Annotated in this window: 31 protein-coding genes, 1 pseudogene and 2 riboswitches; of the genes and pseudogenes, 15 read left to right on the plus strand and 17 right to left on the minus strand. The window is 70.2% G+C overall.

What is annotated here, in order from left to right; all coding sequences use genetic code 11:
* Positions 1-542 (minus strand): TerD family protein (locus tag SPR02S_RS50295; RefSeq protein WP_019064655.1); only part of this gene is annotated, 542 nt, incomplete at its 3' end.
* 261 nt (positions 543-803) lie between these two features.
* On the opposite strand from SPR02S_RS50295, the gene SPR02S_RS50300 reads away from it, so the two are divergent.
* From SPR02S_RS50300 to SPR02S_RS50310, 3 genes are all read left to right on the plus strand, one after another.
* Positions 804-2036 carry an alpha/beta hydrolase gene (locus SPR02S_RS50300; protein WP_019064656.1) on the plus strand — a complete coding sequence of 411 codons (1233 nt, stop codon included), beginning with the start codon at positions 804-806 and terminating at the stop codon, positions 2034-2036.
* 360 nt (positions 2037-2396) lie between these two features.
* Positions 2397-2861, plus strand: a complete 465-nt coding sequence (locus SPR02S_RS50305) for a hypothetical protein (protein ID WP_019064657.1) — start codon at positions 2397-2399, stop codon at positions 2859-2861.
* 119 nt (positions 2862-2980) lie between these two features.
* On the plus strand, positions 2981-4315 hold the full coding sequence (locus SPR02S_RS50310; RefSeq protein WP_019064658.1) for a Vps62-related protein: 1335 nt from the start codon (positions 2981-2983) through the stop codon (positions 4313-4315).
* A gap of 207 nt (positions 4316-4522) precedes the next feature.
* Here the strand turns inward: SPR02S_RS50310 and SPR02S_RS50315 are convergent, their stop codons facing one another.
* From SPR02S_RS50315 to SPR02S_RS50330, 4 genes are all read right to left on the minus strand, one after another.
* Positions 4523-5728 carry an alpha/beta hydrolase gene (locus SPR02S_RS50315; protein WP_019064659.1) on the minus strand — a complete coding sequence of 402 codons (1206 nt, stop codon included), beginning with the start codon at positions 5726-5728 and terminating at the stop codon, positions 4523-4525.
* Between the two features lie 90 nt (positions 5729-5818).
* Entirely contained in the window at positions 5819-7399 is a 1581-nt protein-coding gene (locus SPR02S_RS50320; RefSeq protein WP_019064660.1) for an AMP-binding protein, read from the minus strand.
* An 811-nt stretch (positions 7400-8210) separates the two neighbouring features.
* Positions 8211-8420 carry a DUF2180 family protein gene (locus tag SPR02S_RS50325; RefSeq protein ID WP_019064661.1) on the minus strand — a complete coding sequence of 70 codons (210 nt, stop codon included), beginning with the start codon at positions 8418-8420 and terminating at the stop codon, positions 8211-8213.
* Positions 8417-9589 (minus strand): cation:proton antiporter, encoded by a 1173-nt coding sequence (locus SPR02S_RS50330; RefSeq protein ID WP_019064662.1) that lies wholly within the window; start codon positions 9587-9589, stop codon positions 8417-8419. The genes SPR02S_RS50325 and SPR02S_RS50330 overlap by 4 nt, the downstream gene beginning before the upstream one ends.
* Positions 9590-9624: 35 nt before the next feature.
* A riboswitch (Fluoride riboswitch) is annotated at positions 9625-9708 on the minus strand.
* 113 nt (positions 9709-9821) lie between these two features.
* Here SPR02S_RS50330 and SPR02S_RS50335 point away from each other — a divergent pair.
* On the plus strand, positions 9822-10244 hold the full coding sequence (locus SPR02S_RS50335; protein WP_019064663.1) for a universal stress protein: 423 nt from the start codon (positions 9822-9824) through the stop codon (positions 10242-10244).
* Positions 10245-10424: 180 nt separating this feature from the next.
* On the plus strand, positions 10425-10922 hold the full coding sequence (locus SPR02S_RS50340) for a hypothetical protein (RefSeq protein ID WP_019064664.1): 498 nt from the start codon (positions 10425-10427) through the stop codon (positions 10920-10922).
* Positions 10923-10933: 11 nt separating this feature from the next.
* On the opposite strand, the gene SPR02S_RS50345 is transcribed toward SPR02S_RS50340, so the two are convergent.
* Positions 10934-11281, minus strand: a complete 348-nt coding sequence (locus SPR02S_RS50345; RefSeq protein WP_019064665.1) for a DUF190 domain-containing protein — start codon at positions 11279-11281, stop codon at positions 10934-10936.
* Positions 11282-11409: 128 nt separating this feature from the next.
* On the opposite strand from SPR02S_RS50345, the gene SPR02S_RS50350 reads away from it, so the two are divergent.
* The 3 genes from SPR02S_RS50350 to eno are packed head-to-tail and all read left to right on the plus strand — an operon-like array spanning position 11410 to position 13997.
* Positions 11410-11910: an inorganic diphosphatase gene (locus SPR02S_RS50350; RefSeq protein WP_019064666.1), complete on the plus strand. Its 501-nt coding sequence runs from the start codon at positions 11410-11412 to the stop codon at positions 11908-11910.
* On the plus strand, positions 11907-12662 hold the full coding sequence (locus SPR02S_RS50355) for a 2,3-bisphosphoglycerate-dependent phosphoglycerate mutase (RefSeq protein WP_019064667.1): 756 nt from the start codon (positions 11907-11909) through the stop codon (positions 12660-12662). Before SPR02S_RS50350 ends, SPR02S_RS50355 begins: the two co-directional genes overlap by 4 nt.
* Before the next feature lie 60 nt (positions 12663-12722).
* Positions 12723-13997, plus strand: a complete 1275-nt coding sequence (eno, locus tag SPR02S_RS50360) for a phosphopyruvate hydratase (protein ID WP_019064668.1) — start codon at positions 12723-12725, stop codon at positions 13995-13997.
* An 81-nt stretch (positions 13998-14078) separates the two neighbouring features.
* A riboswitch (Fluoride riboswitch) is annotated at positions 14079-14154 on the plus strand.
* A 282-nt stretch (positions 14155-14436) separates the two neighbouring features.
* Here the strand turns inward: eno and SPR02S_RS50365 are convergent.
* From SPR02S_RS50365 to SPR02S_RS63670, 6 genes are all read right to left on the minus strand, one after another.
* Positions 14437-14763, minus strand: coding sequence for a hypothetical protein (locus SPR02S_RS50365; RefSeq protein WP_218006612.1), 327 nt, complete (start codon positions 14761-14763; stop codon positions 14437-14439).
* Between the two features lie 32 nt (positions 14764-14795).
* On the minus strand, positions 14796-15170 hold the full coding sequence (gene crcB / locus SPR02S_RS50370) for a fluoride efflux transporter CrcB (protein WP_019064669.1): 375 nt from the start codon (positions 15168-15170) through the stop codon (positions 14796-14798).
* Positions 15167-15514 (minus strand): DUF190 domain-containing protein, encoded by a 348-nt coding sequence (locus SPR02S_RS50375; RefSeq protein WP_019064670.1) that lies wholly within the window; start codon positions 15512-15514, stop codon positions 15167-15169. Before SPR02S_RS50375 ends, crcB (SPR02S_RS50370) begins: the two co-directional genes overlap by 4 nt.
* Positions 15511-15996 carry a fluoride efflux transporter CrcB gene (crcB, locus tag SPR02S_RS50380; RefSeq protein ID WP_019064671.1) on the minus strand — a complete coding sequence of 162 codons (486 nt, stop codon included), beginning with the start codon at positions 15994-15996 and terminating at the stop codon, positions 15511-15513. Before crcB (SPR02S_RS50380) ends, SPR02S_RS50375 begins: the two co-directional genes overlap by 4 nt.
* Positions 15997-16373: 377 nt before the next feature.
* Complete coding sequence (locus SPR02S_RS50385) at positions 16374-17201, minus strand: phosphatase PAP2 family protein (RefSeq protein ID WP_019064672.1); 828 nt, start codon at positions 17199-17201, stop codon at positions 16374-16376.
* Between the two features lie 239 nt (positions 17202-17440).
* Positions 17441-17590 (minus strand): hypothetical protein, encoded by a 150-nt coding sequence (locus SPR02S_RS63670; RefSeq protein WP_158698007.1) that lies wholly within the window; start codon positions 17588-17590, stop codon positions 17441-17443.
* A 91-nt stretch (positions 17591-17681) separates the two neighbouring features.
* On the opposite strand from SPR02S_RS63670, the gene SPR02S_RS65445 reads away from it, so the two are divergent.
* The 3 genes and pseudogenes from SPR02S_RS65445 (at position 17682) to SPR02S_RS65455 (ending at position 18974) form a co-directional block, all read left to right on the plus strand.
* Positions 17682-17978: a hypothetical protein gene (locus tag SPR02S_RS65445; protein WP_245607769.1), complete on the plus strand. Its 297-nt coding sequence runs from the start codon at positions 17682-17684 to the stop codon at positions 17976-17978.
* Between the two features lie 524 nt (positions 17979-18502).
* Positions 18503-18727, plus strand: a pseudogene (locus tag SPR02S_RS65450) (penicillin-binding transpeptidase domain-containing protein); the annotation flags it as partial.
* A gap of 88 nt (positions 18728-18815) precedes the next feature.
* Positions 18816-18974, plus strand: coding sequence for a hypothetical protein (locus tag SPR02S_RS65455; RefSeq protein ID WP_019064677.1), 159 nt, complete (start codon positions 18816-18818; stop codon positions 18972-18974).
* Positions 18975-19122: 148 nt separating this feature from the next.
* Here SPR02S_RS65455 and SPR02S_RS50415 read toward each other — a convergent pair whose 3' ends face one another.
* Positions 19123-19653 (minus strand): MarR family winged helix-turn-helix transcriptional regulator, encoded by a 531-nt coding sequence (locus SPR02S_RS50415; RefSeq protein WP_019064678.1) that lies wholly within the window; start codon positions 19651-19653, stop codon positions 19123-19125.
* 158 nt (positions 19654-19811) lie between these two features.
* Between SPR02S_RS50415 and lgt the strand changes: the two genes are divergently transcribed.
* A complete protein-coding gene (lgt, locus tag SPR02S_RS50420) occupies positions 19812-20696 on the plus strand; it encodes a prolipoprotein diacylglyceryl transferase (RefSeq protein WP_019064679.1) in 885 nt (294 codons plus the stop codon).
* Positions 20693-21523, plus strand: a complete 831-nt coding sequence (locus SPR02S_RS50425) for a phosphatase PAP2 family protein (RefSeq protein ID WP_019064680.1) — start codon at positions 20693-20695, stop codon at positions 21521-21523. Before lgt ends, SPR02S_RS50425 begins: the two co-directional genes overlap by 4 nt.
* Here the strand turns inward: SPR02S_RS50425 and SPR02S_RS61340 are convergent.
* Together SPR02S_RS61340 and SPR02S_RS50430 are read right to left on the minus strand one after the other, a co-directional pair.
* Complete coding sequence (locus tag SPR02S_RS61340) at positions 21478-21672, minus strand: hypothetical protein (RefSeq protein ID WP_078623250.1); 195 nt, start codon at positions 21670-21672, stop codon at positions 21478-21480. The two genes, SPR02S_RS50425 and SPR02S_RS61340, sit on opposite strands and share 46 nt — an antisense overlap.
* A gap of 25 nt (positions 21673-21697) precedes the next feature.
* The gene (locus SPR02S_RS50430; RefSeq protein WP_174447615.1) at positions 21698-23155 is read right to left on the minus strand and encodes an MFS transporter; all 1458 of its coding nucleotides are present in this window, start codon (positions 23153-23155) and stop codon (positions 21698-21700) included.
* A gap of 104 nt (positions 23156-23259) precedes the next feature.
* Here SPR02S_RS50430 and SPR02S_RS50435 point away from each other — a divergent pair, with 104 nt between their 5' ends.
* Together SPR02S_RS50435 and SPR02S_RS50440 are read left to right on the plus strand one after the other, a co-directional pair.
* Positions 23260-23523 (plus strand): three-helix bundle dimerization domain-containing protein, encoded by a 264-nt coding sequence (locus tag SPR02S_RS50435; RefSeq protein WP_245607770.1) that lies wholly within the window; start codon positions 23260-23262, stop codon positions 23521-23523.
* A gap of 244 nt (positions 23524-23767) precedes the next feature.
* The gene (locus SPR02S_RS50440) at positions 23768-24397 is read left to right on the plus strand and encodes a uracil-DNA glycosylase (RefSeq protein WP_019064683.1); all 630 of its coding nucleotides are present in this window, start codon (positions 23768-23770) and stop codon (positions 24395-24397) included.
* A 313-nt stretch (positions 24398-24710) separates the two neighbouring features.
* Here the strand turns inward: SPR02S_RS50440 and SPR02S_RS50445 are convergent, their stop codons facing one another.
* The gene (locus tag SPR02S_RS50445) at positions 24711-25388 is read right to left on the minus strand and encodes a DUF429 domain-containing protein (protein ID WP_019064684.1); all 678 of its coding nucleotides are present in this window, start codon (positions 25386-25388) and stop codon (positions 24711-24713) included.
* Between the two features lie 67 nt (positions 25389-25455).
* Positions 25456-26610, minus strand: coding sequence for a PD-(D/E)XK nuclease family protein (locus SPR02S_RS50450; RefSeq protein WP_019064685.1), 1155 nt, complete (start codon positions 26608-26610; stop codon positions 25456-25458).
* Positions 26611-26766: the final 156 nt, after the last annotated feature.

Below are 26766 nucleotides of genomic sequence, written 5' to 3' on the forward strand. Positions count from 1 at the left end.
TCGCCCGGTCCGGACTGCTCGGCGGCGCCCATTTCCAAGGTGAAGACCGACGGGTCGCTGTCGAACCCGCGGATCATGTCGTGGAACTCCCAGGCACCAGAGCCGTCCCTCTTGAACTCCGCGATCGTCGTGGCGGTCGCGTCGGCGACCCTGGCGAAGTCGTCTGCCAGTAGTTCCCTGTATCCCTCGACGACCAGCACACCGGCATTGGCCATGTCGCCGAAGGTCCGGCGCCCGCCGTCCTGATGGATGGCCACCCCCACCACGACCCGGCCATAGGCGGATGCCAGCCGGTCGAACTCCAGACTCATGACCTCGACGTAGCCCAAGCCCAGCCCAGTCCGGCTGTGCCGGGACATGTTGATGGTGCCGTCGGGTGACCGGCTGTCGTAGTGGACGACATAGACCGGCCGCCCGTAGACGTCGTCCGCGGAGTAGGTCGCGGCGATGATGTCGAGATGCCGAGGCTGTTCCCCCAGGGGACTCGGATCCCACTTGAGTCGCACCTCGACCTTCCCAAGCCCCTTGCCCGCGCTGCTCACCGGACACCACCCTTCCCGCATCGAACCATCCCACGACCGGCCGGCCCCTACTCGTCAAGTATGGCCTGTGACCAGCCACTTGATGCTTCCTTGACGGCCTCCGGCCCGAGCCGGCAGCACGCGAGACCACCTCTTCAGGCCAGCCGACGGATTCCTGCCCCCTGCTCAATATGCCGACAGACCAGGGCAGTTGGTCTTCCGTCCGGTCACGGCGCGCTCGCACGTGTGTACGTCCACGGAGGAGGGTTGTACGCTGCAAAGGTGGAGGGGGACAAGTATCGCTTCGGGGAGTACGAGCTGGACCTGGGTCGGCACCAGCTCTGCCGAGCCGGTGAGTCGGTTCACGTCGAGCCGCGGGCCCTGGACCTTCTGTGCTGTCTGGTCGCGCACCGGGACCGGGTGGTGACCAAGAACGAGTTGCTGGACGAGGTGTGGGGTGACCGCTTCGTCAGCGAGGCTGCCCTGACCACGGCGCTGCGGACCGCGCGGCGGGCCGTGGGGGACACCGGAAGCCTGCAGCAGGTGATCCGTACTGTGCACCGGCGGGGATACCAGTTCGTGGCCCCGGCGGAGGCCGTCGGAGACAGCCCTTCGGCCGAATCCGGTCAAGAGGGCGGTGTCGAGCCGCCACCAATACCTGCCCCCACCGGCGTCGACCGTCAGACGATCCGGTTCTGCCGGGCAGGCGACGGCACCCGGATCGCCTATGCCTCCGTCGGGTCGGGCCTGCCTTTGCTCAAGGCGGCCAACTGGATGAGCCACCTCGACCTGGAGTGGACGACGCCGGTGTGGTCGCACTGGCTGCGCGGCCTCGCGCGCAACCGCCGACTGGTCCGGTACGACGAGCGGGGGTGCGGCCTGTCGGACTGGGCGGTGCCCAGCTTCACGTTCGACGACTGGGTCGACGATCTCGAAACCGTGGTCGATGCCGTGGGGCTCGACCGTTTCCCCCTGCTCGGCGTGTCGCAGGGCGGCGCGGTGGCGGTCGCCTACGCCGTACGCCATCCCGAGCGGGTCAGCCGGTTGATCCTCGCCGGCGCCTACGCCCGGGGACGCCAGGTACGGGCCCAGAACGATGTGGAGCGCGAGGAGGCGGCTCTCGATCTGGATCTGGCCCGGGTCGGATGGCTCCACCAGGACGCCAAATTCCTGCGGGTCTTCGCCTCCCAGTTCCTGCCCGAGGGCACGCCGCAGGAGTGGGAGGAGTTCATCACCTTCCAGCGGCAGACGACGTCGCCCGCCAACGGGGTACGTTTCCTGGAGGAGTTCGCCCGGATCGATGTGTCCGACATCGCCCACCAGGTGCAGTGCCCGACGTTGATCATCCACTCGCGGGACGACGAGCGAGTTCCTGTCTCGCAGGCCGGCGAACTGGCCGCGCTCATTCCGGACAGCCGGCTGGTCCTGCTCAAAAGCCGTAGTCACCTGCTGACCGCGTTCGAACCGGCCTGGGACGAGTTCCTCACCCACATCGACGCCTTCCTGGCGGAGTGACCTCGAAGCGGGTGGCCGGCCGGAGCCGGACCAGGCAATCGGCTGCCCGCGGTAGCGACCGACGAGGTCGGTGACCGCCACCTCACCGCTCTGGTGCTCGGGCACCGGGGCCGTCCCCTGCTGCTCTCCCCCTCCCCTACACGTCGTGAAGGCCCCGTTCGGGACACCCCACACCCGCTCGCCACGCAACCTGAGGACGCGCGCCCTCAGCTCGCCCTCAGAGAAGCCTCAGACCGCCCCCAAGCTCCAGACCGGGGTATGGCCGAAGCTCGAACTACGCCAGGCCGAGGGGCTCTTGACGAACATCGCACCCAAGCCTGGCCTTCATCCAAGAGAGACACGAGAGAAGAGGGACAGTCGATGCGACTCGACAACACCAGGACGTCCGGCACCATTCGGACTCGACGGGGGCTGGCGCTGCTGATCGCCTCGGGGGCGGGGCTGGGTGCCCTGCTGCTGGGAACGGTGCCCGCGCAGGCCAACGACACGACCAAGGTCGTCTCGGCGGACGGCCAGTCGGTCACGTTCGCCACGAGTGACAGCAGCCGGGACGTCAGCGGAAGCGTCTCCTTCGTGGTCAACGCGGACGGCAACTGGTCGATCACCGGGACCGGGCACAACTCGCACCTCCTCGTCCGCACGTTCCACTGGACCTGTGATCTGACGTGGGACGCGGCGACCGTCACGCACGCCACCGGGGACAAGGCCGTGCCCGGCAAGAAGACCCGCACCATCAGCTCGACGGCGTACGACCCGAACATCCAGGCGGACTTCGCCGACATCGCCGACCACGGGAGGGCCGACTGCGACATCGTCATCGGCTAGTCGCACACCGTTCGCACAGGCCGGCGCGGTGCCGGCCCGGCAAGACCACGGGCGTCCGTGAAGCCGTTCGACGCCTTCACGGACGCCATTTCGGAACACCACAGGGGGAACCCAGACACATGATCACTCAGCGCTACGGCGACCTGGAGGTCGCCTACACCACGCAGTGGCACGCGAACCCGTACCCGTACTTCCCGGCCGGAGTCCCCGCGGGGGACGAGCAATGGCGCGCCCTGGGCGCAGTCTTCGCGAACAATGCATCTTCGACGACGTGGCCGGGCGGCGAGTTCGGAGGGCTCCTGGTCAAGGATCTCTCCTCCGGCCAGGACCTGCTCCGGCCGCCCGTGGACTTCCAGGAGGTGGGCCGTTTTGCCCCCTGGACGTCCCGCGACGCCGTCATCTGGCGACCCGTCCCGCCCGCCGGCTACGTCGCCCTGGGAGACGTGGTGACCATGCACACAAGCGCGGGGGATGTCAAGCCCAGCACCTCTGAGTTGGGCCTCGTGTGCGTCAAGCAGGTGCACGAAGGACGCGCCTATGTACGCCGCGGCGAACTCGGCCGGCTCCCGCTTCGGGTAAATGGATCAGGGGAGGCCCTCTGGGCCGTCACGACCCCGCTGTTCCCGGCGGACGACACCGAGGAGCATCTGCTCCTGCCGGCCGCCACCTTCAGCTGCGGACCCGACACGCCGCACGCGCCGACGGCCGTGACCTGGGTGCTGGACCTGCCGGCCTCCGTCGACAAGACCGGCTACGCCCCGGAGATGACCCTGACGTCCTACAACCCGCCCCCGGCCCAGGCGATCGTCACCGACCGGACCGTGACCGTGCCGTACCACATGGTCAAGGACGATGGGCGCACCGAGGCGTGGAAGGTGGCCAACTCACCCTTCTACAAGATCCAGCGCAAGCGTCAGTACGATCTCGTCCGCCACGTGGACTACCGGGGCTCGGGCAGCGGGACGATCCTCGAGGAGATCCAGCAAGGCGTCTCGGAGGAGAGGGGGCAGGAGTTCTCGCAGAACGTCGGGATCTCCGTCAGCGTCACCGCGGGCGTGGAGGCGTCGGCCAAGCCCTTCGGCATGGGGGCCAGCTCCTACGCGGAAGCCACGGTGAGCGCGTCCCTCGAACTCGGGTACACCTCGCGCTACAGCGTGTCCACCTTCGAGAACAAGGCGGTGAGCGTGTCGTACGACGTGCCCGCCGACCATGCCGGCGCGCTGTGGACCGACACTCATCTGCTGGTCCCGATCCGGGGCGACGGCACCCTGGTCACCAGCGCCAACCTGAAGCTGAACTCCGGCAGCTACGTGGGCCGCACCTTCCCGCACCTCGACGCCACCAAGATCGTCGTCGCCCGCAAGTTCTCGGACGAGGAGATCAAGGCCGCCCAGGACATGGGGATCGACCTCAAGATCCTGACCGAATCCGACGTCACCGAGATCCAGCAGTAACCGTCACCTGGCGGGCAACAGGGGCCCACCGGCCGACGCTGTGCCGGTGGGCCCTCGCCCGTCGCTCATCTCTTCCCGGCATGGCCACGGACTGTGCGACCGCCACACCCACCGGAGCGCGACCGGCATCCGCACGCAGTCGGCGATACGGCCGTGCACCGCGCCGCGCGGGGCCCTCTCGTCAGCGCAGGCGTTCCGTCTGCCGGGCTACTCGGAGAGGAAGTTGTAGAGGTGGGTGAGGAAGGTGGGCCATGCGGGGTCGTCCGCGGTGAACAGGTGGTTGCGGCTTTCCAGGAGGACCAGCCGGCTGTCGGGGATGAGCGTGGCCAGCTCCAGAGCCTGTGCCACGGGGACCCGCGCGTCGTCACGGGAGTGGACGATCAGCGTGGGGCAGGTCACCTGGTGGGCGATGCCCGAGACGTCGATGCGGGCGAACTCCTCCAGGAAGCGCAGGCCGTTGGCGGGCGAGGTCGTCTGCCGTTGGTAGGCGGCGAACGCGTCCCATTCCGCGGGAGTGGCGTCGGCGAGGAACTGGGCCGCGATGTAGCGCAGGAAGCTGCTGTCCTGGGATCGCCATCCGGCGCGGGCGATGTTGAGGTCGACCTCGGCGGCATCGCGCTCGTCGTCACTGCCCGCGCGGATCTGCAGCCCCCGGGCGTAGGCCGAGGTGAGGATCAGATGGCTGACCCGCTCGGGACGGCGCGCGGCGTAGGCGACCGCCACCGCACCGCCCTGTGACACGCCGAGCAGCGGAAAGCGGTCGAGGCCGACGGCGTCGACCACGGAATCGAGGTCGTCGACCAGGTCGTCGAGGGTGAAGCTGGGCACCGTCCACTCGGAGAGCCCGCAGCCCCGCTCGTCGTAGCGGATGAGTTGCCGGCCACGGGTGAGGCCGTCGAACCAGTGGGCCCACATCGGGTTGGTCCGGTCGAGGTCGAGGTGGGTCAGCCAGTTGGCGGTCTTCACCAGGGGCGGGCCTTCGCCGGTGAGGGCGTAGGCGATGCGTGTGCCGTCGACCGACCGGCAGAAGCGGATGACCTCGTGATCGGCTTCCGTAACGGGTGCAGCGGCGGGAGGAGAGAGCGGCGTGCTGGAGAGCACTGTCGTACTCGCGACGAACCGATGGCTGTGCGGGCTCACGGTGCGAATGAGCTGTTGCCCGGTGTCGCTGTCACCGATCGCGAGGCGGGCCGTGCGCAGCCAGTCGGCGAGCGCGGCCTCACTGACCGTGCGTCCGCGCCCCATCCTGTCGCACAGTTCGTCCTCGGACACGACACGGTCGCGGTGCTCGACCAGGAGGCACAGCAATTCGAGGGCCCGGGGCTCGACATCGACCCGCTGTCCACCGCGGCTGAGCCGACGGCGGTCCGCGTCCAACGCGTACTGCCCGAACTGATAAACCGCGCCGCCCACACGAAAACTTTACAACATCCCTTCATATTAAGGGAGTTGTGAGCCCTCTGGGCCGGCCCGGGCGCCGGGCCGGCGGGTACGGCCGGCGCCTCAGGAGCGCGCCAGCTCGCGATCCCTCAGCTGGCGCCGCAGGATCTTTCCGGAGGCCGCCTTCGGCACCGCCTCGATGAACTCGACCCGGCGGATCCTCTTGTACGGGGCGACCTGGCCCGCGACGTGGGCGATCACCTCGGCGGCGGATATCAGCACCCCCGTCATCGGCACCACGAACGCCTTGGGTATCTCGTTGCCCTCCTCGTCATAAACGCCGATCACTGCCGCGTCCGCGATGCCGGGATGCTGCACCAGGATCGCTTCCAGCTCGGCCGGCGCCACCTGGTAGCCCTTGTACTTGATGAGTTCCTTGACCCGGTCGACGATGAACCAGTTCCCGTCCCCGTCGACGCGGCCGATGTCGCCGGTGTGCAACCAGCCCTCCGCGTCCACCGTCGCGTCGGTGGCCTCCGGGCGGCCGAAGTAGCCCTTCATCACCTGCGGCCCCCGGATCCACACCTCACCCGGTTCGCCCGCCGCCGCGTCCAGCCCGGTGACCGGGTCGACCAGCCGCGCCTCGGTCGACGGGAGCAGGCGTCCGACACAGGCGGCGGGCTCGTCGACGTCGCCGTCGGCATGGAGGTGCGAGACGGGGGACAGTTCCGTCATGCCGTACCCCTGCCCGATCTCCACGCCCAGCCGGGCTGCCGCTGCCGCCTGCACCCCGGCGTCCAGCGGCGCCGCGGCACAGATGATCCGCCGCAGGTGCGAGAGGTCCAGATGTCCGACCGCAGGGTGTTTGGCCAGCGCCAGCATCACCGGCGGGGCGACGTACGCGTGAGTGATGCGGTCGCGCTCCAGGCTGCTCAGGAACGCGTCGAGATCGAACCGCGCGTGCACATACACGGTCGCACCGCGCAGCAGCGCGTTGTTGAGCAGTGCGGTCAGCCCGAAGATGTGGAAAAAGGGCAGGATCGCGATGATCCGGTCGCCCTCGCCGACCCGATGCAGGGCGTCCACCTGATCGAGGTTGGTGCACAGGTTGCGGTGGGTCAGCATGACTCCCTTGGGCACACCCGTCGTACCGCTCGAATAGGGCAGCACGGCGACGTCCACAGCCGGATCAATCCCGAACGCCGGCACCTCGCCGTCGCTGAGCATCCCCAGCACCGTCCGGTGACCGTCGGCCGTGTCACAGACCAGGATCTCGATGTCCCGGCCGATCATGCGCCTGACCACCCCGACCGCCGCCCGCGCGGTCTCGACCAGCGCCGACACGCTCACCATCAGCCGCGCCTCGGAGTCGATCAGTTGTTTCGCGATCTCGGCCGGCGTGGCCAACGGCGACAGCGTGGTCACCGTCCCGCCCGCGGTGGTGGCGGCGTAAAGGACCACGGGGAAAAGGATCGTGTTCGGCGAGTGCAGCGCGACCACATCCCCCTTACCGATGCCTTCTGCGGCAAAACCCGCCGCGAGCTTGCGGACCAGCCCTGCCAACTCGCCGTAAGTCAGTGTCCGTCCGCTGGCCACGTCCACCATGGCGGGCCGCGAGCCACGCCGCGCAGCATCGCCGAGCACGCGTTCATGGAGGGGACGGTCGATGTCGGGGACATCCGGGTACCTGCTCTTGTAGATCACGGGAACTCCGTTTCTCGGTCTGTAGCGTTGGCCGGAACCGCCGGTTGTCGGCGCGGTGGGCGACGACGGGCTTTGGAATCGAACGGTCCGCGCGCGGCCGGGGCGTTCGGACCGCAGTACGCGTGCCGCACGAGGCAGGCGCGAGCTGACACCTGCCCCGTAGGCGCCGGCCAGGAAGCGGACCGGCCGACTGCGCAAGTGGAGCCCGTCGGCATGCATCGGCGTCACCTGGCGACTGGGCCGGTCGACGTTGGACAGCTCGATCATCGGTCCTGCCACCGGGCTGTCCTTGGCGGAACTCTGAGCCTTTTCTGAGGACGGGCTGAGGGCGACCGCCTTGGCGGGTCGTACCGACCAAGGGCGCCATCTGCCGCGTCCGCCCCATGACACGGCGCCAGCCGGATCGATCTACGACACTTCCGGAGTCCCACTGGGCTGGAAGTGATTCCGCGAGGGCGCTGTCCACGACTTGTCGCGCCCGCTTCCGAGATCGCGCGGGCTGCGGAATCATCGGAGTCGGATCCGCCGCAGCCGACGAGTGCGAACATCAGCACGGCGGCGGGAGCGGCGGCCAGGACGCGACGGGGCATTGCACGCGTCAGGTTTCTCCGGAGCGGTAAGGGGGGTGGAGCCGGGAGACCGGACTTCCGGGGGAACGTCAACGACCCCAGGAACACGCCTTCCAGAGCAAGCCCAGAGAAACGACAGCGGCAGACCAGCAAACGGCCAATCTTTCGCCACCGCCCCTGTCACGCCGGTGCCCGGGCCGCTAGGCCGCAGCCAACGCGCACCCGGCTCCCCAGACGTCTTCCTACTCTCCGGCCTCCGCCTTGCAGCAGAGCGTGCAGGTGATGCGCCGCGCGGGATGCGGAAGCGTGGCGAGGCCCATGCCCCGTACTCGGTGCACGAGTTCTGGCCGGGTCTGGACGTGGTCGGTGCACAGGGCCGCTCCGCAGCGGGTGCAGAGGGCGACTGCGGTGGTGACGGTGCTGCTGTGCGCGTGGCAGTCGTAGCAGTTCATCGTTGACGTCCGTTCGGGTCGGGTACGGCGACGGGGTGTCGGGGCTGCTGCACAGGGGGTGCAACGGCCGGGCTGAAGTAGCGCTGAGCGACGGCGGTGGGCAAGACCGCGGTGAGGACGACCACGGTGACCAGGACGGAGAACTGGGCCTTGGTGACGATGCCGGCCGTGTAGCCGTACGTCGCGGAGATGGTGCCGAAGGTCAGGCCGGTAATCATCAGCAGCGTGGTGAACGGTGCGTGCGGGTGGGCGTGACGGCGGGCCAGCGGATACACCACCGCCGACTTGAGGGCGAGTTTCGCGCCCAGGAGCGCGCCGAGCAGGCCGAGGTTGGCGATGACCAGGGGCAGGGAGACGTTCATCCCGGAGCGCAGGAAGAAGAACGGGGTCAGCAGGGCGAACGCGACGACGCGGAAGCGCTGTTGGGTCGCCCGGTGGCGGGTGAAGGTGCGGGAGACGGCGAGGCCGAGGAGGAAGGCGGGCAGGACGGCTTGGCTGTTGGCCTTCTCCGCCAGCCACATCAGGACCAGCAGGGCGGCGAACGCGCCCTTGATCTCGGGTTCGATGACGCGGTTGCCGAACTGGGCGAAGAACCAGCGTTCCAGGCGCGGCATCACCAGGATCAGCAGGACCGAGGCGGCGGCGACGGGCAGCAGCCACCACGTGGGCCGGATGAACAGGACGCTGAGCGCGAGGACGGTGGCCAGGTCGGTGACGAAGGTGGCGCTCATGATGAGTTTGCCGAGCGCGGTGGCGTTCAGGCCACTCTCCACCAGGACCGCGTAGACGACGGCGAGTGAGGTGGTGGACAGGGCGGTGCCGCCGATCTCGGCGGCCTTCCAGGTCCAGTCGAAGCCGTAGCGGCACAGCAGCAGGACGCCGGCGAACGGTGCAACGAAGGACGTGGTGCCGATCAGCAGGCTCGCCTTCCAGGTGGCCCGGAACTCGTCGGGGTCGACCTCGGCGCCGGCCAGGAAGGTCAGTACGACGCTGCCGAAGGAGGCGAGGAAGACCAGCCACTGGGGTGCGGTGAGGTGGAGGGCGTTGCCGACGGCGACGCCGAGGAAGATCTCGATGACGGCCACCGACAGGCCCAGCTTCACCGAGAGCATGCTGGCGGCGAGGGCGGTGACGGCAAGGACGGCGGCGATGTAGTAGGCGGACTCCACGCGGTGCCTCCGCAGGGGTGAGCAGTTCCTGACGTGTGCGGTCAGGAACCATCAACCCCGGGAGGGTGGTTGGAGCCGCTGAGACAACGACTCGGGCGGGATCCATCGCCTGCTTCCGAGTGAACCCCTGCCCGGCGTGCGGGTCAAGTGCCTGCCCGGATGCCTGTCTCCGCGGCCGGGCGTGCGGCGACGTGTCTTCCGACCTGTGGCTGGCGGGAGCAGACTCGGTCGTATGTTCCACCGGATCGTGGTGGCCTACGACGACTCGCCGGGCGCGCGCCGCGCATTGGAGCGGGCGGTCGAGCTGGCGCGCTCGTCGGGGTGCGAGCTGATCGCCGTGGCGGTGGAGGCGCATCTGCCGCACTACGGGGCGACCGTCGGGGAAGTGGCCGAGGAGCTGGAGGTCGAGGAGCGTTCCTGTCACCGCTGGCTGGCCGCCGCCCAGGCGTACGTCGCGGAGCGGGAGGTGGCTTTCAGGGGGGAGACCAGAGCCGGGCACCCGGCGCAGGAGCTGGTGCGGGCCGCCGAGCAGCACCGGGCGGATCTGATCGTCGTCGGGCACAGCGGGCACTCCTCGGTCTGGGGCCGTTCCCTGGGCTCCACCGCGGAGAAGACCAGTCGGCACGCCCCCTGCTCGGTACTGATCGTGCGCTGATGGTCGCGGCCGGCTGCCCCGTCCGGCCCATGGCGGGCGGCGGTGGGCTGGCCTGGAACGGCGGAAGGCGCACACTGGAAGGGCACGCCCCTGGGCGGGGGTGCCGGTGATGGGGCTCACCGCAACCGCGGAGGCATCCGCTGACGGTCCCTGGTCCAGCCGTGCTGACCAGGAGGAGCCATGCCTGTATCGCCGACCGGCAGTGGCACCGCCCTGCGGCGCCGTGCCGCCCTCCTCGTGACACGGATGCGTCCTCCTCCTGCCCCGCCCCCTCTGCCACGCCCGGCCCAGGTGCGGGCGCTGCTCGCAGTACTGGAGGACGCTGTCGCCGCCCAGCAGTCCGCCGACGCGGCGGTAGCCTCCTGCGGGGAGCCCGGCCCCGTCTCCGGGCAGACCGCCCGGGACTGCTGCGATGCGAGCTCGGCCTTCCTCCATCTGCGCGCCCGGCTGCGGGAGTTGCCGCTCACCCACCCCGACCTGGTACAGACGCCGGCGTACGCGGGGCGGCTGCTGGACTACGACCAGTGGATGGTGCACCAGTCGGTGAACCTGGCCTTCACCGTGCACCCGGACGCCCGCACGGAGGCGGCCCGGCTGCAGCTCAACGGCCTGGGCCGGCCGGCGGACGATCTGCGGCGGTTGCGCGACACCCTCAAAGCGGAGGAGGACGCCCTGTGAGGACAGGCGATCTAGCTCGCCGCCCGTGCCCCGGCCTGGTGGGTGCGGACCCGGTCGAGGACGGCCACCGCCTCGGTGTGCTCCAGCACGTCCTGCACGCCGAGCAGGAAGCACCGCAGCCGGTCCTCCTCGTCGACGAGTACGACCGCGCACGGGCCCCTGGCTGCCAGGTGGGCAGGGCGTTCGCGGTAGATCCGGCGCTCGGCACCGAAGCCGGTGAAGCCGTGGAAGACACTCGCCCCGGCCAGGCCCTCGCGATGGGCCCGGTGCACGAGTTCGGCGTAGGCGGGCCGGTGGTGCCACAGCACCGCCCCGTCGAGGTGGACGGTCAGTCGGACGGCGCCACCGGCATCAGGCATCGCCCACCTCCTCGTGCGCGCTCTTCCGACCGTACTGCCGCGCCGGCAGGGCGAACAGAGCCCCCACCAAGCCGGGTTCACCAGGCCGGCCCCCGAGTGCAGGACATCGATGAGGCAAGGAGGCCGTCGTGGAGTTCGACGTCATCGTGGAGATCCCCCAGGGATCCCGCAACAAGTACGAGATGGACCACGCACTGCACCGCATCCGGCTGGACCGGCTGCTGTTCACCTCGACCAGGTACCCGGCCGACTACGGCTACATCGAGCACACCCTCGGCGGTGACGGGGACCCGCTGGATGCCCTGGTCCTGGTCGGTGAGCCGACGTTCCCCGGCTGCCTCATCCAGTGCCGGGCCGTCGGCATGTTCGTGATGAAGGACGAGCACGGCCCGGACGAGAAGGTCCTGTGCGTGCCCGCCCACGACCCGCGCTGGGCGGGCGTGCAGGACATCGACGACGTCCCCGCTTTCGACCGGCTGGAGTTCACCCACTTCTTCGAGGTCTACAAAGACCTGGAGCCCGGCAAGTCCGTCGAGGGCTCCCACTGGGAGGGACGGGAGCAGGCGTACGCCGAGATCGAGGCGTCCCGTCGGCGGGCAGCGGACCTGTCCGTGGAGAAGGACTCGTGAACGTGCCGGGCACGCTGGTCCTGCTGCGGCACGGACAGAGCACCGCCAACGCGGAGGGCCGCTTCACCGGCTGGGCCGACGTCCCGCTGACAGCCCACGGGGAGAAACAGGCCGCCGCCGCGGCGCAACTGCTGGCCCGGGACGGACTGGTACCCGATGCCGTGCACACCTCGGTGCTGCGGCGCTCGATCCTCTCTGCGGACATCCTCCTGGAGGAGCTGGACCGGTCCTGGATCCCGGTCCACCGCACCTGGAGGCTCAACGAGCGCCAGTACGGGGCACTCACCGGCCGCGTCAAGCGCGAGGTCCGCCGCGCGGTGGGGCCCGCGCGGTACCAGGCGTGGCGCCGCTCGCTCACCGTTGTTCCCGGCCCGCTGCCCGACGGTGAACTCGCCCGCCTGCGCGCGGATCCCCGCTACGCCGCCCTGCGCGGCGGCGGGCTGCCGTCCGTCGAGAGCCTGGCCGACATGATCGCCCGGGTCGCCCCGTACTGGGCGGATGTCCTCGCGGGGCAGCTGTACACCGGGCGCCACGTGCTGGTGGTGGCCCACGGCAACGCGCTGCGCGCCCTGATCGCGGTCCTGGACCGGCTCACCGAGCAGGAGGTCGAGAACCTGAACATCCCGACCGGGGCACCGCTGCGCTACGACTTCGACCGCCAACTGCGTCCTGTCATACGCGGAGGGGGCTATCTGGACCCTGACAGTGCCCGAGTGGCCGCAGCGGCCGTCGCCGCCGAAGGACAGGCTTGAACGAACAGCCCACGAAAGCGAACCGCCACCCTCTCCGACCGGACGACGGAGGAACCCAGCATGTCCCTGCACATTGCCCACCTGCACGCCACCGAGATCCTCGACTCCCGCGCCCGCCCCACCCTCGCCGTCACCCTCACCACCACCGACGGCACCCGCGTGCGCGCCGGGGTTCCCTCCGGTGCCTCCACCGGTACCCGCGAGGCTGTCGAACTCCGCGACGGCGACAAGACCCGCTACAACGGTCAGGGCGTGCTGACGGCCGTCGGCCACGTCAACGGCGAGATCGCCCAGGCCCTCACCGGCCGCACCTTCACCTCTGCCACCGACATCGACCGGGCCCTGATCGAGCTGGACGGCACCGACACCAAGTCCCGGCTCGGCGCCAACGCCATCATCGGGGTCTCCCTGGCCGCGACCCGCACCGAAGCAGCCCTCGCCGGACGGGAGTTGTGGCAGCACCTCGCGCAGGTCGCCGGGACCGCTCCGCGCCTGCCGGTACCGCACTTCAACGTGGTCAACGGCGGTGCCCACGCCGCGAACAGCCTGGACTTCCAGGAGTTCATGCTCGCCCCGCTCGGTGCCCCGAGCCTGCCGGAGGCGGTGCGCGCCGGCGCCGAGGTCTACGCGAAGCTCAAGGCCCGTCTCTCCGCCGAGGGGCACGCCACCGGGCTGGGCGACGAGGGCGGCTTCGCCCCCACCATCGACCGCCCCGAGGACGTCCTGCAGCTCCTCGTCGACGCCATCACCGACGCCGGATACACCCCCGGCCGCGACGGCATCGCCATCGCCCTGGACCCGGCCGCCAGCGAGTTCCGCAACGCGGCTGACGGGCTCTACCGGGTCGCGGACGACGCGCTGACCAGTGACCAGCTCATCGACCGCTACGAGGCGATCACCGATCGCTTCCCGGTCTGGTCGATCGAGGACGGGCTCGCCGAGGACGACTGGGACGGCTGGGTCCGCCTGACCGAACGCCTCGGCGACCACGTGCAGTTGATGGGCGACGACATCTTCGTCACCAACCCGGCCATCATCAGCGAGGCGATCAGCAAGAAGATCGGCAACTCCGCCCTGATCAAGGTCAACCAGATCGGCACGGTCACTGAGACCCTCGACGCGATGCGGATCTGCCGGGAGGCCGGATACACGCAGATGGTCTCCCACCGCTCCGGCGAGACCGAGGACTCCTTCATCGCCGACCTCGTCGTCGGCACCGGCAGCGGCCAGCTCAAGTCCGGTGCTCCGGCCCGCGGCGAACGCGTCGCCAAGTACAACAGGCTCATCGAGATCGCCACGTCCGAACCCGCCCTGCCGTACGGGCTGAACCGCTGACGAGTACCTGGGTAAAGCCGTGGCATAGAGCGGCGCTCCGGAAAGCCGGCCATCTTGACCGCCGATCCGCGGAGTTGTTCACTCGCTTGTGGCGATGGATCCCGCCGGGACCGTTCTGGTCCGAACCGCCTACCGGGCTGATGGTTCCTGACCTGGTCAGGAACGCATGCCTTCCCGGAGGTGCGCAGGTGGAATCGCCATACAGGACCTCGCTCCCTGAACTCAGCCGTCGGGATGCCCCGAAACCTGCTGCCGCCGATTTTCCACCGCATGTGTCTCCGACGCTCCTCGGACGGGCTGGGCCGCGCCCCATGGCGGGCTCCCGCGGTTCAGCCTCCAGCCCTTTGACGCGGGTCCCGCCGGGCGATCACCCGCGCGCCCGGTTCCGGCAAAGGGCACGGTTGGGGGCACGCCGCCCGACGGGTGGCGCGCCCCCAACTCACGGCGCACCTGGGCTCAGCGCCGGGCCGCGCAGGCCGCCCAGAGTGCGCCCACGACGCCGAGCAGGGGTACGGAGACCACCGTCAGTGCGTATCCGGCGATCGCCAGACCGCAAGAAGCGGCGGGTACGGTCCGCCAGCGGCCCGGAGACCAGCCGCAGCCCCAACGCCGCCGCCTCACCGGCGCCCGTCACCACGCCCACCACCAGCGCCGACGCACCGAGCGACGCCAGCAGCGGACCGGTGATCGAACGGGCGCCCTCGTACACGAAGTCCGCCAGCAGACTGACCGTGCCGAACCACACCACGAACCGCCAGGGCCCCATCCCAGTCGGCTGCTGAGCGGTCGCCCTCTTGATCAAGCCCACAGCGCCTCGGCGAACGCGACACCGACGAACACCGCGCCCAGACCGGCCACCACACTCGCGACCACGTTGGCGGCGGCGAAGAACCGCGCCCCGTCCTCGGCCAGCCGCAGCGTCTCGTACGAGAACGTCGAGTACGTCGTCAGCGCCCCGCACAGCCCGGTGCCCAGCAACAGCTGCACCTGCGAAGACGCTGCCCCGGCCACCACCGCACCGCTCAGCAGGCCGAGCACGAAGCAGCCCACGACGTTCACCGTGAAGGTGCCCCACGGGAAGACCGTGTCATGCCGCTTCTGCACCGTCCGGTCGGTCAGGTAGCGCAGCGGGGCGCCTATCGCACCGCCGACGATCACCAGCAGCCAGTTCACGCGTCGCTCCCCCTGCCGACGTACCGGATGACCTCGCAGTCGTCGAGGATCACCAGTCCCTCAGAGACGAGTTCGTCGAGCTGCGGCAGAAAGGCGCGCACCAGCTCCTCGGTGTCCACGATCACGATCGCCACCGGCAGGTCCTCACTCAACGACAGCAACCGCGAGGTGTGGATCAGCGACGACGCGCCGAAGCCCTCGATGCCGCGGAAGACGGAGGCGCCCGCCAGGCCGGCCCGGTGCACGCGGTGCACGATCTCGCTGTAGAGCGGTTTGTGGTGCCAGGTGTCGTTCTCCCCGATGAAGACCGTCACCCGCAGGGCTCTGCCCGTCAGCCTCGTCATCCCTGCCTCCATGCCAGAACGCGGCGCGTCGCCGTCACCGCGAGCCAAACGGCGCCGAGCGCCGCCAGCAACGTCACCGCGAGATACGCCAGACCCGTGCGGGCATGGCCACCGTCCACGAGCTTCTGGATGTCGACGGCATAGGTCGAGAAGGTCGTGAAACCACCCAGGACACCGGTGCCGAAGAACGGCCGCACCAGCCGGTGCGCCGCCCACACATCCGTGATCACCACCATGAAGACGCCGATCACCGCACAGCCGACGGCGTTGATCCACAGGGTGGTCCACGGGAACGCCCCGGCCGAGGCCGGCCACAGGAGCGAGGCCCCGTACCGGGCCGATGCCCCGATGCCTCCGCCGAGCGCCACCACTGCCACGATCGGTCCCTGCGCCCGCCAGGACTGCTGCCGCTGGGCGGGCACGTGCAGATCGACGTCGGGATCCGTGGGCTCGTCCACCGCCTGGGGCTTCGGGGCTGTCATGAACGTACGTCTCCTACTCGCCGGGGCCCACACGTACGCGGGCACACACCATCGCAAGTAGGGACTGTTGGCGGCACCAGTGCCGCGGTTCGGGTACGGCGAGCCCCACCGCCGCGCCGCGATCACAGATCACGACCGGAGGCCAGAGTAGCGCGAGTGTCTGTTACGGCGGTCTCCGGCTCCCTCCTTACTCGTCCTGATGCTCCGGCTGAAGGCCGCGCTCGCCGCATGCCCAGAGGCGCAGGCCCTCGCCGGGCACATCCGCTCCTTCGCCTGCATGCTCGTCGGCCCGTCATGGGTTCCATCTCTGGCTGCGCAGGGTGCGGATGTTCGTGCAACGCATCGCCGATGGTGCGAGCGGAACAACGCCGTGCATGTCAGCGAACAGCCCCGGCCGTTGAGGCGGTGGATGCCTGCCCCGGCTTTCCGGCGCGCCCGAGGCGGACGGACAGCGCGTCGACGGCCCGCAGTGCGGGCCCTGTGAGGGCGAAGCCGAGGCCCATCACCAGGATGCCGACGGCCGCGTCCATCAGGTAGTGGTTGGCGGTGCCCAGCACGATCACGGTGGTCGCGATCGGGTAGATCACGCCGAGGGTGCGTACTGGCCAGTGCCGCCCGTAGCGGAAGAGGAGGATTCCGCACCACAGCGACCAGCCGACGTGCAGGCTGGGCATGGCCGCGTACTGGTTGGTGAGGTGGCCCATGCCGCGCGGTGCGCTCGCGTCGCTGCCCCACCAGCCGAAGGAGCTGTACAGCGCCATGGTGTCGATGAAGCCATGCCCGCCGTTCAGCAGTCTCGGCGGGGCGGTGGGCAGCACGGTGAAGCCGACCAGGCCGATCAGAGTGGAGATCGTCAGCCAGGTACGGGCCCTGCGGTAGTGCACCGGGTGGCGGCGCCACAGCCAGACCAGGGTGGCGGGAGTGACGATGTAGTGCAGCGAGGCGTACGCGAAGTCGGCGGGCACGCCCAGGAAGGCGTGGTTCGCGAAGAGCCTGTTGAACCAGCGTTCGGGGTCCAGATGTACCAGTTGCTCATCGTGCAGGATGTCAGCGCCGTGACTCACGGCGTCGCCCACCCCTCCCCTGACCAGCAGACGCGCCCCGGAATAAAGGGTGTAGACGACGGCTATGAGCGGCAGTTCGGACCACCAGCGAAGCCGGCCGCGGTAAACCGCGGCACGTAGCGCGGTGGTGTTGATCGTCATGCGGGCGTGTCTCCTGATTCTCCGAAGGCAGCGGGGCGGCGGTCATGGCGTGGGGCGCACTTGTCGCGGCTGCACCGGCAGGGATATGAGCACCGAACACATAGCTGTCAGAACATATTGACTGCCAAATATATCGGTAACCGAAGAGATTCGGGGCTGGTACCCCGCCCGTTCATATTCGTTCACCCCTTCGTTTCGCTCTCCGCGCCTACGTCCACCGCTGTCTGCACGCGGCAGGCTCACGGATCCGGCGCGGAAAAGTCGTCGCCCTCGGCAGGGACCATGTCGTGCGACTCGGGCCCGGCACGCCAGCGCTGGCCAAGATGGTCGAGGATGACGCACCGGACGGCACGGCCGCTCACGCGGTGCTGCGGGGGTGGGAAGCTCATGCCCTGCCCCCCGTCGTGTGGGTGCCGTTGGTGCGTCGCAGGATCCTGCCCCGGCAGTGGACCGAGCTGTTGCGACCACCGGGGGCTGACAGTGAACAGGGCAGCGAAGAGCGGCGTCATCGTGGCCTGCGCGGTCGCGCTGGGCCTGGAAGGGTTCGGCGCCTACAACATCGCGCACGCCCAGAGCCGGCCGTCGGGCGGGAGGCGGAGAACCGTGACTCCCGCGGCGGAGTCGAGCACACCGCCGCCCGCGATGGAGGCCAGGACGTTCGCGCGTGACTTCCTGAAGGACTGGGCCGCGGGCCCGCCCACAACGCGGGAGCGGCAGCCGAGACGGACGCGCCGAAGGGCGCGCGGCAGGCACTGGATGCCTACCACGATGGGGTGAAGCTGCACTCCCTGACGTTCAGCGACGTCACTGCGGCCGGAATCGACCCGCTGCGCGGCAACGCGGTGCGGGTGACCTTAACGGCCACGGCCCGGCTCACGGCGGGTACGTGGTCGCATCCCGGGGCGCTCGACGTGGTGCAGGACGCCGCCGGGCAGCAGGCGGTGCGCCGGTCGCCCTCGGTCCTCCACCCCAGGCTCGGCGCCGGCCAGAGCCTGCGCCTGGGCCCCCTCGCGCCACCGGCTTCGCAGGTGCGGGTGCTCGCCCGGGACGGCAAGACGCGGCTGACGGGTGAGCAGTTCCCGTCTCTCGCGGCCATCGTGACCACCATCGGAGCGCACGCGGCGGCCACCGCGAAGGGCAGCAGCGTAACGATCGTGAACACCGCCGGGGCCACCGTTGCCACCCTGAAGGTTTTCAAGGAGCCGACGGCCGCGTCCGTACGCACCACCATCGACGCCGGGCTGCAGGCGGCGGCCGAAAAGGCGGTGCACGACCAGCGGGTGGGCGGCAAGCCGGCCGGGGTGGTCGCGCTCGACCGCCACAACGGCCACATCCGGGCCGTCGCCTACGACGGACCGGACGGCGACATCGCGATCAACGCGGCCAAGGCGCCCGGCTCCACCATGAAGATCATTACGTCGGCGGCGCTGTTCGACCGGGCGGGCATGACGCCCGACAGCACGGCTCCCTGCAACACGACGCAGGCGGCCTCCGGCGAGGTCTTCCACAACGAGGCGGACGTGCCGGCCAACCCGAACGCCACGCTCCTGCAGGCGTTCGCAGAGTCCTGCAAAACCGCCTTCATCGAGCGCCCGCCTGGGCACCCTGCCCGGGGTGGGCGCGAAGACCGGCACCGCGGAAGAGGGCGACGGCACCAACGGCTGGGTCACCGCCTACAACGACGACCTCGCCGTCGCCTCCCTCGTGGAGGGCGGCAGTTCGGGCGTCGGCTCCGCCGGCTACGTCGTAGGGGACCTGCTCACCGCAGGGTAGCGATACGCGGTCGGCCCCCATTCGTCGCCAACCCGCTGCTCACCCACCTCCACACCGGTTGGAGGCTCCCACCGTTCCGATGCGTGGTATCGCGCAGACTGCCGAACGCCCCTCATCGGTGGGCATACGCGGCGACTCCGCGTCGCTCCTACGGAAGCGTGTCGTCCCCAAGGGCACCGTCCGCCGCGTCCTCTTCCGGCTCGCCGAGGTTCTCGGCGAGCCGGAAGAGGGCCGGCAGTGCGCCCGAGATCGCCCGGCGCTCGGCGCCGTCGAGGGCGGCGAGCGCGGCGTCCATGCGGCGTTCGTGGGCGGCGGTCCAGGCGGCGAGCTGTTCACGCCCGGCGCCGGTGAGGGTGACCACGGAAGCGCGGCGGTCGACCTTGTCGACGTCACGCGCGACCAGCCCCGCAGTGATCATCTGCCCGATCAGCCCGCTGACAGTGCTCGGGGCCAGACGCTGACGGGAGGCGAGGTCGCTGACGCGGGCCGGGGAGTGTTCGCCGAGTACCTGCAGCAGTTCGACCTGGGCCATGGGGAGGGTCTCCCACGGGTAGTCGGTACGGATCGAGGCCCTCAGCGCGCGGCGCAGCCGGGTGACGGCCTCGGTGAGCAGGCGTGCGTCCGGAGCCTGTCCGGAGGAACGGGGCGGAGAAACCTCGGAGTCGGGCTGCGCAGACATGCGCCAAGAATAGTCGGACCGCGCCCGGGTACAGCCGGGCGTCCGCCGTGCGGACGCTCCGCTCGCACCGATTCCGAATGCTTCGGTGTCCGATGTATTGTCGTGCGGGTACTCCGGCCGCGGGCCGGGTCCCCCATCACGCGAGAACGGTCGAGCAGATGAACGTGGCGTACCTGCCCAGCCCCTCGCAGGGAGTGTGGCACCTCGGGCCACTGCCGATCCGCGCGTACGCGCTGTGCATCCTGGCCGGCATCTTCACCGCCGTCTGGCTCACAGGCCGCCGCTGGGAGGCCCGGGGCGGGCGCCGCGAGGACATCGCGGACATCGCGATCTGGGCGGTACCGTTCGGCATCCTCGGCGGCCGTCTCTACCACGTGATCACCGACCCGGAGCTGTACTTCGCCTCCGGCAAGCAGCCCCTGCACGCCCTGTTCATCTGGGACGGCGGCCTGGGCATCCCCGGCGCGGTGGCGCTGGGTGCGGTCGGTGCCTGGCTGGGCTGCCGCCGCCGCGGCGTCAAGCTGTCCGACTTCGCCGACGCCGTCGCCCCGGGGCTGGTGCTGGCCCAGGCGATCGGCCGGTGGGGAAACTACTTCAACCAGGAGCTGTACGGCGGCCCCACCCATCTGCCGTGGGCGCTGTACATCGACCCGGCCAACCGCCCCGCCGACTCCCCCACCGTCGCCCTGTACCACCCCACCTTCCTGTACGAGTCGCTGTGGGACCTCGGCGTGATGGCCCTGCTGCTGTGGCTCGACGCCCGCCACCACCAGCGGCTGCGGCGCGGACGCCTGTTCGCCTGCTACGTCCTGGCCTACACCACCGGCCGGGCCTGGATCGAGGCGCTGCGCATCGACCACGCCAACCACTTCCTGGGCCTGCGCCTGAACGACTACGTCTCCCTCATCCTGTTCACCGGCGCGCTGGCATACCTGATCGTCTCCCGGCGTCCACGTCCGGACGACGACGCCCCGTACCCGGCCCCCGACGGTGCGGATGCCGAGCCGGTGCCTGCCCAGGCGTCCGCGCGGGAGAAGGCGTGACGCAGGCCACCCAAGCGTCACCGGCCGCCTCCGGGCACCCGCGTCCGGGCAGGCGCATCGGCCCGCTGCTGCCCGCCCGCCTGCGTCCCCTGGACCGGCCCCGGCTGTGGATGGAACTGGCCTGCAGCGGGCTCCTCTACTGGGCCTACACCCTCACCCGCAACGCCGTGCCCGCCCACCGCACCGCCGCCTTGCACCGCGCACACGCCATCTGGCACGCCGAGCAGGTGCTGCACGTGGACATCGAACTCACCGTCAACCACGCCGCCGACCGGGTCGGCTGGCTGATCGTGGGGATGAACTACTACTACGCCACCCTGCACTTCATCGTCACCATCGGCGTCCTGGTGTGGCTGTACGTCCGCCACCCGGGCCGCTACCGCGCGGTGCGCACCGCCCTCTATACCGCCACCCTGCTGGCCCTGGCCGGCTTCGCGTTCCTGGCCACGGCCCCGCCCCGGTTCCTGGCCGGACGCGGGTTCATCGACACGGTGGTCGTCCACCACACCTGGGGATCGTGGGCCTCCGGGGACGTTGCCTCCCTGTCCAACCAGTACGCCGCGATGCCCTCGGTGCACATCATCTGGTCCGCCTGGTCCGGACTGGCCCTGGCCTTCCTCGCCCGCCGCACCTGGGTGCGGGTGCTGGGCGCCTGCTACCCGCTGGCGACCTTCACCGTCATCCTGGCCACCGCCAACCACTTCGTCATCGACGCGGCAGCCGGCGCAGCCACCCTCGCGGTCGGCTTCCTCGTCCAGCGGCTGCTCACCGGCCGCCCGGCCTACCCAGCTCTACGGCGGAACGCCCTCACGGCCAGCAAGCCCTGACGCAGCGCCAGTACCGCCCAGATTCCGGCGACGGCGGCCAGCCAGCGCGCCTGCAACACCACCGCGCCCGTCACCGAGAGTGCGGCAACCAGGACGTCCAGACTGGTCACCCAGGCATCCCACACCCACTCGCCGGTGTTCCGGATCACTCTCGCGATCCCCTCGCGGACCTCGTCACAACGTCTCCCGTACCCCCTCCGGCTCCCCGCCCGGGCTCAGCCAGGCCGACGCGACCGCGACGGCCGAGGCCGCCACGAGGATCGCGGAGGCCCACCGGGCACCGGCCTGGCCACCGCCACCGCCGGCCAGGTGGAGGGCGAGCGTGACCAGGGCGACGCCCAGTGCGGTGCCCAGACCACGGGTCATGTTGACCAGGCCACCTCCGGTGCCGGACGCGCGGGCCGGGATCCCCCTCATGATCATGGTGTTGTTGGCCGGGGTGAAAGTGCCCAAACCCAGCCCGGCCAGTGCCAGGACCGGCACCAGCCAGGCGATCGTCAAGGGAACAGCCAGCAGCGCACCCATGGCGAGGGCGAAGACACCGGCTCCGGCCACGCAGCGCCTGCGGTCGGCCAGGGAGCGCGGCAGCAGCCGGTCCCCTCCGGTCGCGGCCAAAGCGAACCCGGCCGGCAGCGCCGTCAGCACCGTCCCGGCAGTCAACGCCGAAGTGCCCCGCGCCATCAGAACGACCGGCACCAGCACCAACGGTCCGAACAGCACCAGGTACCCGCTCAGCGCTCCGGCCAGCCCGAACGCCACCGCCCGCCCCCGCAGCAGAGCCAGGTCCAACAGCGGCGCGACGGCCCGACGCTGCCGGCGGACGAAACCCCAGCCCGCCACCGCGGCCAATGCGAACAGCACGGCCACACCCCAGCCGGGCACCGGCAGCCCGGAGGCCGCCGACACACCCAGAAGCACGCTGGTGGTCGCCACCGCCAGCAGGGACAACCCCTGCCAGTCGAAGCCCACCACGCGGGTACGGCCCCGGGTACGCGGCACCAGATAGTGCCCGGCCACCAGCGCGACCAGCCCGACCGGCACGTTCACCCCGAACACCCAGCGCCAGCCCAGCGTCGACACCAGCACCCCGCCCACCGTCGGCCCCAGCGCCAGGCCCAGCGCCTGCGCGGCGGCCTGCACCCCCAGCGCCGTGCGCATCCGCTCCGGCGGCGCGCTGGTGGTCACCAGCGCCACGCTGTTGGCCTGCATCAGCGCCGCCCCGGCCGCCTGCACCACCCGAAAGCCCACCAGGGCCCCCAGCGACGGCGCCAGCCCACAGGCGGCGGACGCCAGCGTGAACACCGCGAACCCGTACAGGTACAGCAGCTTGCGGCCGTGCGCGTCGGCCAGCCGACCGGCCGGGATCAGCAACGCCACCAGCGTGAGCAGATAAGCCAGCGACACCCACTCCACGGCCGCCAGCGAGGTATGGAACTCGTTGCGCAGGCTGCCGTAGGTCAGCGTCACGATGCTCGCGTCCAACTGCCCCATGAACGCCCCGAAGCACACCGTGCCCACCGCCAGCCACCAGGCGTTCGGCCGCGACCGTATCCCCTCCGGACGAGCCCGCTCCACGGTGAGCACGGCGGACCAGCGCCTCCTGGACGGGCGGGGACTCATTCGGGTGGCCATACCCCTCAGGATATATCGGTCACCGAAATGTTTTGCTATCGTTCCATCTCGGGTTCCGTGGCAGCGCCACCCGCTCCGCCCAGATGACGGCGCGAGGAATGTCCATGGCGCTGCCGCGGGCCTCCCCGCCCAGACGCAACACCCTGACATCAGGGGGAGCCGTGCCGATTGACCTCGACGAGGACGCCGCCATCCTGCGCGTCACCGAGCAGCTCAAGACCTCCTACAGCGATCGCCACACACCCGACGAGATCGAGGCCGCGATTGCCGAAGCCCGCGAGTCCCTCAGCGCCCTCCCGATTCGAACCCACATACCCGTCCTCGTGGAACGCAAGGCGCGCCGCATGCTCAGCGAGCACACCGGCTGAGGAAGAGCGCAGGGGGAGCTCCCGCCGTGACGTGGCCGCGGATCACCGGCTTCCCCGCGCACGCCAGCAGGCGTCCCGGGGTCGTCGGCGCGCGACGGACGATGGCCAGGCACCCTCTGGACCGAGCCGTATCGGGCCACTCGCAGCACCGGAACCGCGATCAGAAGGTCCGCCACGGCCTCCTCGGACCAGTGTCAGTGGGCGCGGCTACCGTGGACCGCCACATCTGAATCCGGAGGATGACATGGTCAGACGCATGGCGGACGAGGCGTTCCGTGACGAGCAGGAGAGCGGCCGGTACGCGCCGCACGTCCGTGCCATCAACGAGATGGTCGATGAGCTGCGCGACCAGGACGGCCGCGGCTGGATGCCGTACGTGGCTCCCTGGCACGGGGGCGTCGACGCACGCGTGTTGTCGATTCTGCGCGATCCCGGCCCCAAGACCCAGGACGGCAGCGGTTCGGGTTTCCTGTGCGTGGAAAACGACGACGCCACGGCCGAACGCCAGTGCACCGGCTTTGCCGAAGCGGGCATAGACGCCCGCGACACCACCCCCTGGAATGCCTACCCCTGGTACATCAACCGCGCTCCCAACGCCGAGGAACGCAGAGCCGGCGTCACGGTTCTTGCCCGCCTCCTCGGTCTGCTTCCCCGCCTTGAAGTCGTCCTTCTGCAAGGAGTCGACGCGCAGGACAGCTGGCGACGACTGGAGAAGACCCACCCCGAGCTCGTGCGGGAGGCACGGTACGAGGTCGTCCACACCTATCACCCCGGCCGGCAGGCCCTGTGGTCGCCGGACCCTGCCGTCCGAGCAGCCCGGGAACAACAGCGCCACGACTCTTACCAGCAGGTGGCGCAAGCGCTCCAGCGGTAGCAGGCACAGCGGCAATCCGACGGCGGCAGCACCGCACCGTCGCCGGCTTCCCGGATGAAAATCACTGCTCACGTCGGCGGGCGGATGGCGTGGAGTACGTGTGCCGCGTGCCGGCACACGTCACCCGCGTGTAGGTCTTGTCCAGCTCCTGCGGATGAGACGAGCCTGCGAAGCGGCGGCGAAGCGTGCTCCCGGGCCGGACGCCGCTCGACCCGTTCGGTAGGGACGACCGCCATCGCATGCGGACGAACGGGTCGCTCAGCGCCCATTGTCTTCCCAGGGCTCTGCGAGAGGCATCGGCGTCCGACGCGGGTCAGAACCGAATCTCGACGGCGCGGCCTTCCGCGTCGAGTTGGGGCACCTCGGGTACCCGGTCCGAGGTCCCCCGTGTGATCCGGTGCGCCGACCAGGCCGCGCCGGCAGCGTCGAGAACGTCGTCCGTGGGAACGCGATCCGCCTCACCGAGCACGTCCGGGAGGACGATCCCGGCCTGGGCCAGCAGGGAGCGGCGCAGGTGCTGCCCCCGCCAGGTCTTCTTCGCGTAAGCCGGCGCAATCCCGTCCGCCATGGCGGAGAAGCACACCTCGGGGTGCACCTCGTGGACCCGCTCATCGGCCAGCCAGCATGCCCGCGCCTCAAGCAGCTTCGGGGCCAGCGCCCACGCCTGCTGACTCAACCGGTTACCGGTGAGCTCCTGGCACCGGTCGGCTGCCGCCACGTATTCGCGTTCCTGCCACACCGGCCTCGGCGCGATGAGGAAGACACTGTTGCGCCGCACACCGAGCAGGGCCTTGGCCGCCAGGTCCGCGGCACGCCAGCCCTTCTCGACGAGCCCGAGCGGCATGTCCACCGCGATCACCCGCGCTCCGACGGCACGCTCGATCAGCGTGTCGAGCCGGCTATCCACCAGGCTGCCCGCGTACGCACCGCCCGTGAGCCCGATCCCGACCCAGCCCTGCTTACCGCAGGCATCGACTCCCAGGACGTCCATCCCATCCACCCCGTCATACAAGGAGCGCAACCTACCGCGACGGCGCCCGTCCGATAGCCCACCACGGTCAGCTGTCCGCGCGGAGGACTTCACCGAACGCGTCTGCATGGGCCTTCAGCGCCTCGCGGGCGAAAGTGACGCCCAGGTCCACGACCTGTTCGATCGTCAGATCGGGTGCCGGGATGCTGCGGTAGACGAAGTCGGGGGCGAAGCCGTTGAAGGTCAGCGGCTGGTGCGGGGCGACGCCGGGACGTTCGGGTCCGGTGTCGCCGAGCAGGTCCCGCGCCCGGTCGAAGCGGAAGTAGTCGCCGAAGGCGCGCGCCTGGCCCTCGCGGACCGCCCGCCGCTCCTCGCCCTTCCCGTGCCCGGGCCCCGCGCCGGTCAGATACACGAGACGGAACTGGCCCTCCTGGATCTGCCAGCCGAAACCGGGCCCCGGGCAGGCGGTGAACATCTCGACGATGCCCTGGCCCCGGCTCATCGCGGTACGTACCAGGATCCCCTCCCGCTCGATCTCCCCCGCCAGCTCCGCCCGGATCCGGTTCGTGGCGTGCAGGCAGCGCATCTTCTGCACCGTCGCGTCCAGGCGAGCGGGCCGGAGAATCGCTGCCACCTCCTCGGGAAGCAGCAACGGCTCCGAGTCGGCGGGCATACCGACCTCGGCGCTCAGGTCCACGAGGGTGCCGATCAGGCCGAGCCAGCGCTCGAACACGTCGGCGCCGAAGCGGTCCGCCCCGCGCAGCTCCGGAAGGCAGGGACTCAGCACGGCGGCCAGCTCGTCGTAGCCGCGCCAGTGCCACGCCGTCCCGGCCGGTGTCGTCCACATCCGTCCCGGCCATCCGGGATCGAGCAGGCTCAGTAGCACCAGGACGGGACGGTCGAGCCCGTGCAGCTTGCCGTCGGCGTAGGAGTCCAACTGGTCGGTGTCCGGGAGCGAGAACACCTTGTTCTCGATCACCAGCGGGCTGCGACCAGGGTATTCCACGACAAGATCGAGGTTCCGCCACTCCCGCCGCACCCGCACCTGACCGGACCCATGACCACTCTCGGGTATCAGCCAGGCATCCAGCAGGGCCTCGCCCAGCACCGGATGGCGCTCCACGTACCAGGCCAGCATGTCGCTGTGGAACAGTTCCTTGCTGCCCCTCGACATCGCGAAGACCACGTCGCCGGTCAGCGACTCCACCAGGTCCGAGAGTCGCCCGAACGAACCGCCAGGCACCCGATGCCTCCCGCAAGGTCGCAGCACAAGGGCACAGCCGACCCTCTTAGCCTCGGCGGGAGCACCCGGCAGGCCAGGCTAGCCACCTCCCCCCGTCCGCTCCGTGCCGGGTTCCGCACCCACCCCCGGCACCTGCGTCCCTGGCATCATTCCGCG

Origin of the sequence: Streptomyces prunicolor NBRC 13075 (assembly GCF_000367365.1) — a bacterium.
GTDB classification, from domain to species: Bacteria; Actinomycetota; Actinomycetes; order Streptomycetales; family Streptomycetaceae; genus Streptomyces; species Streptomyces prunicolor.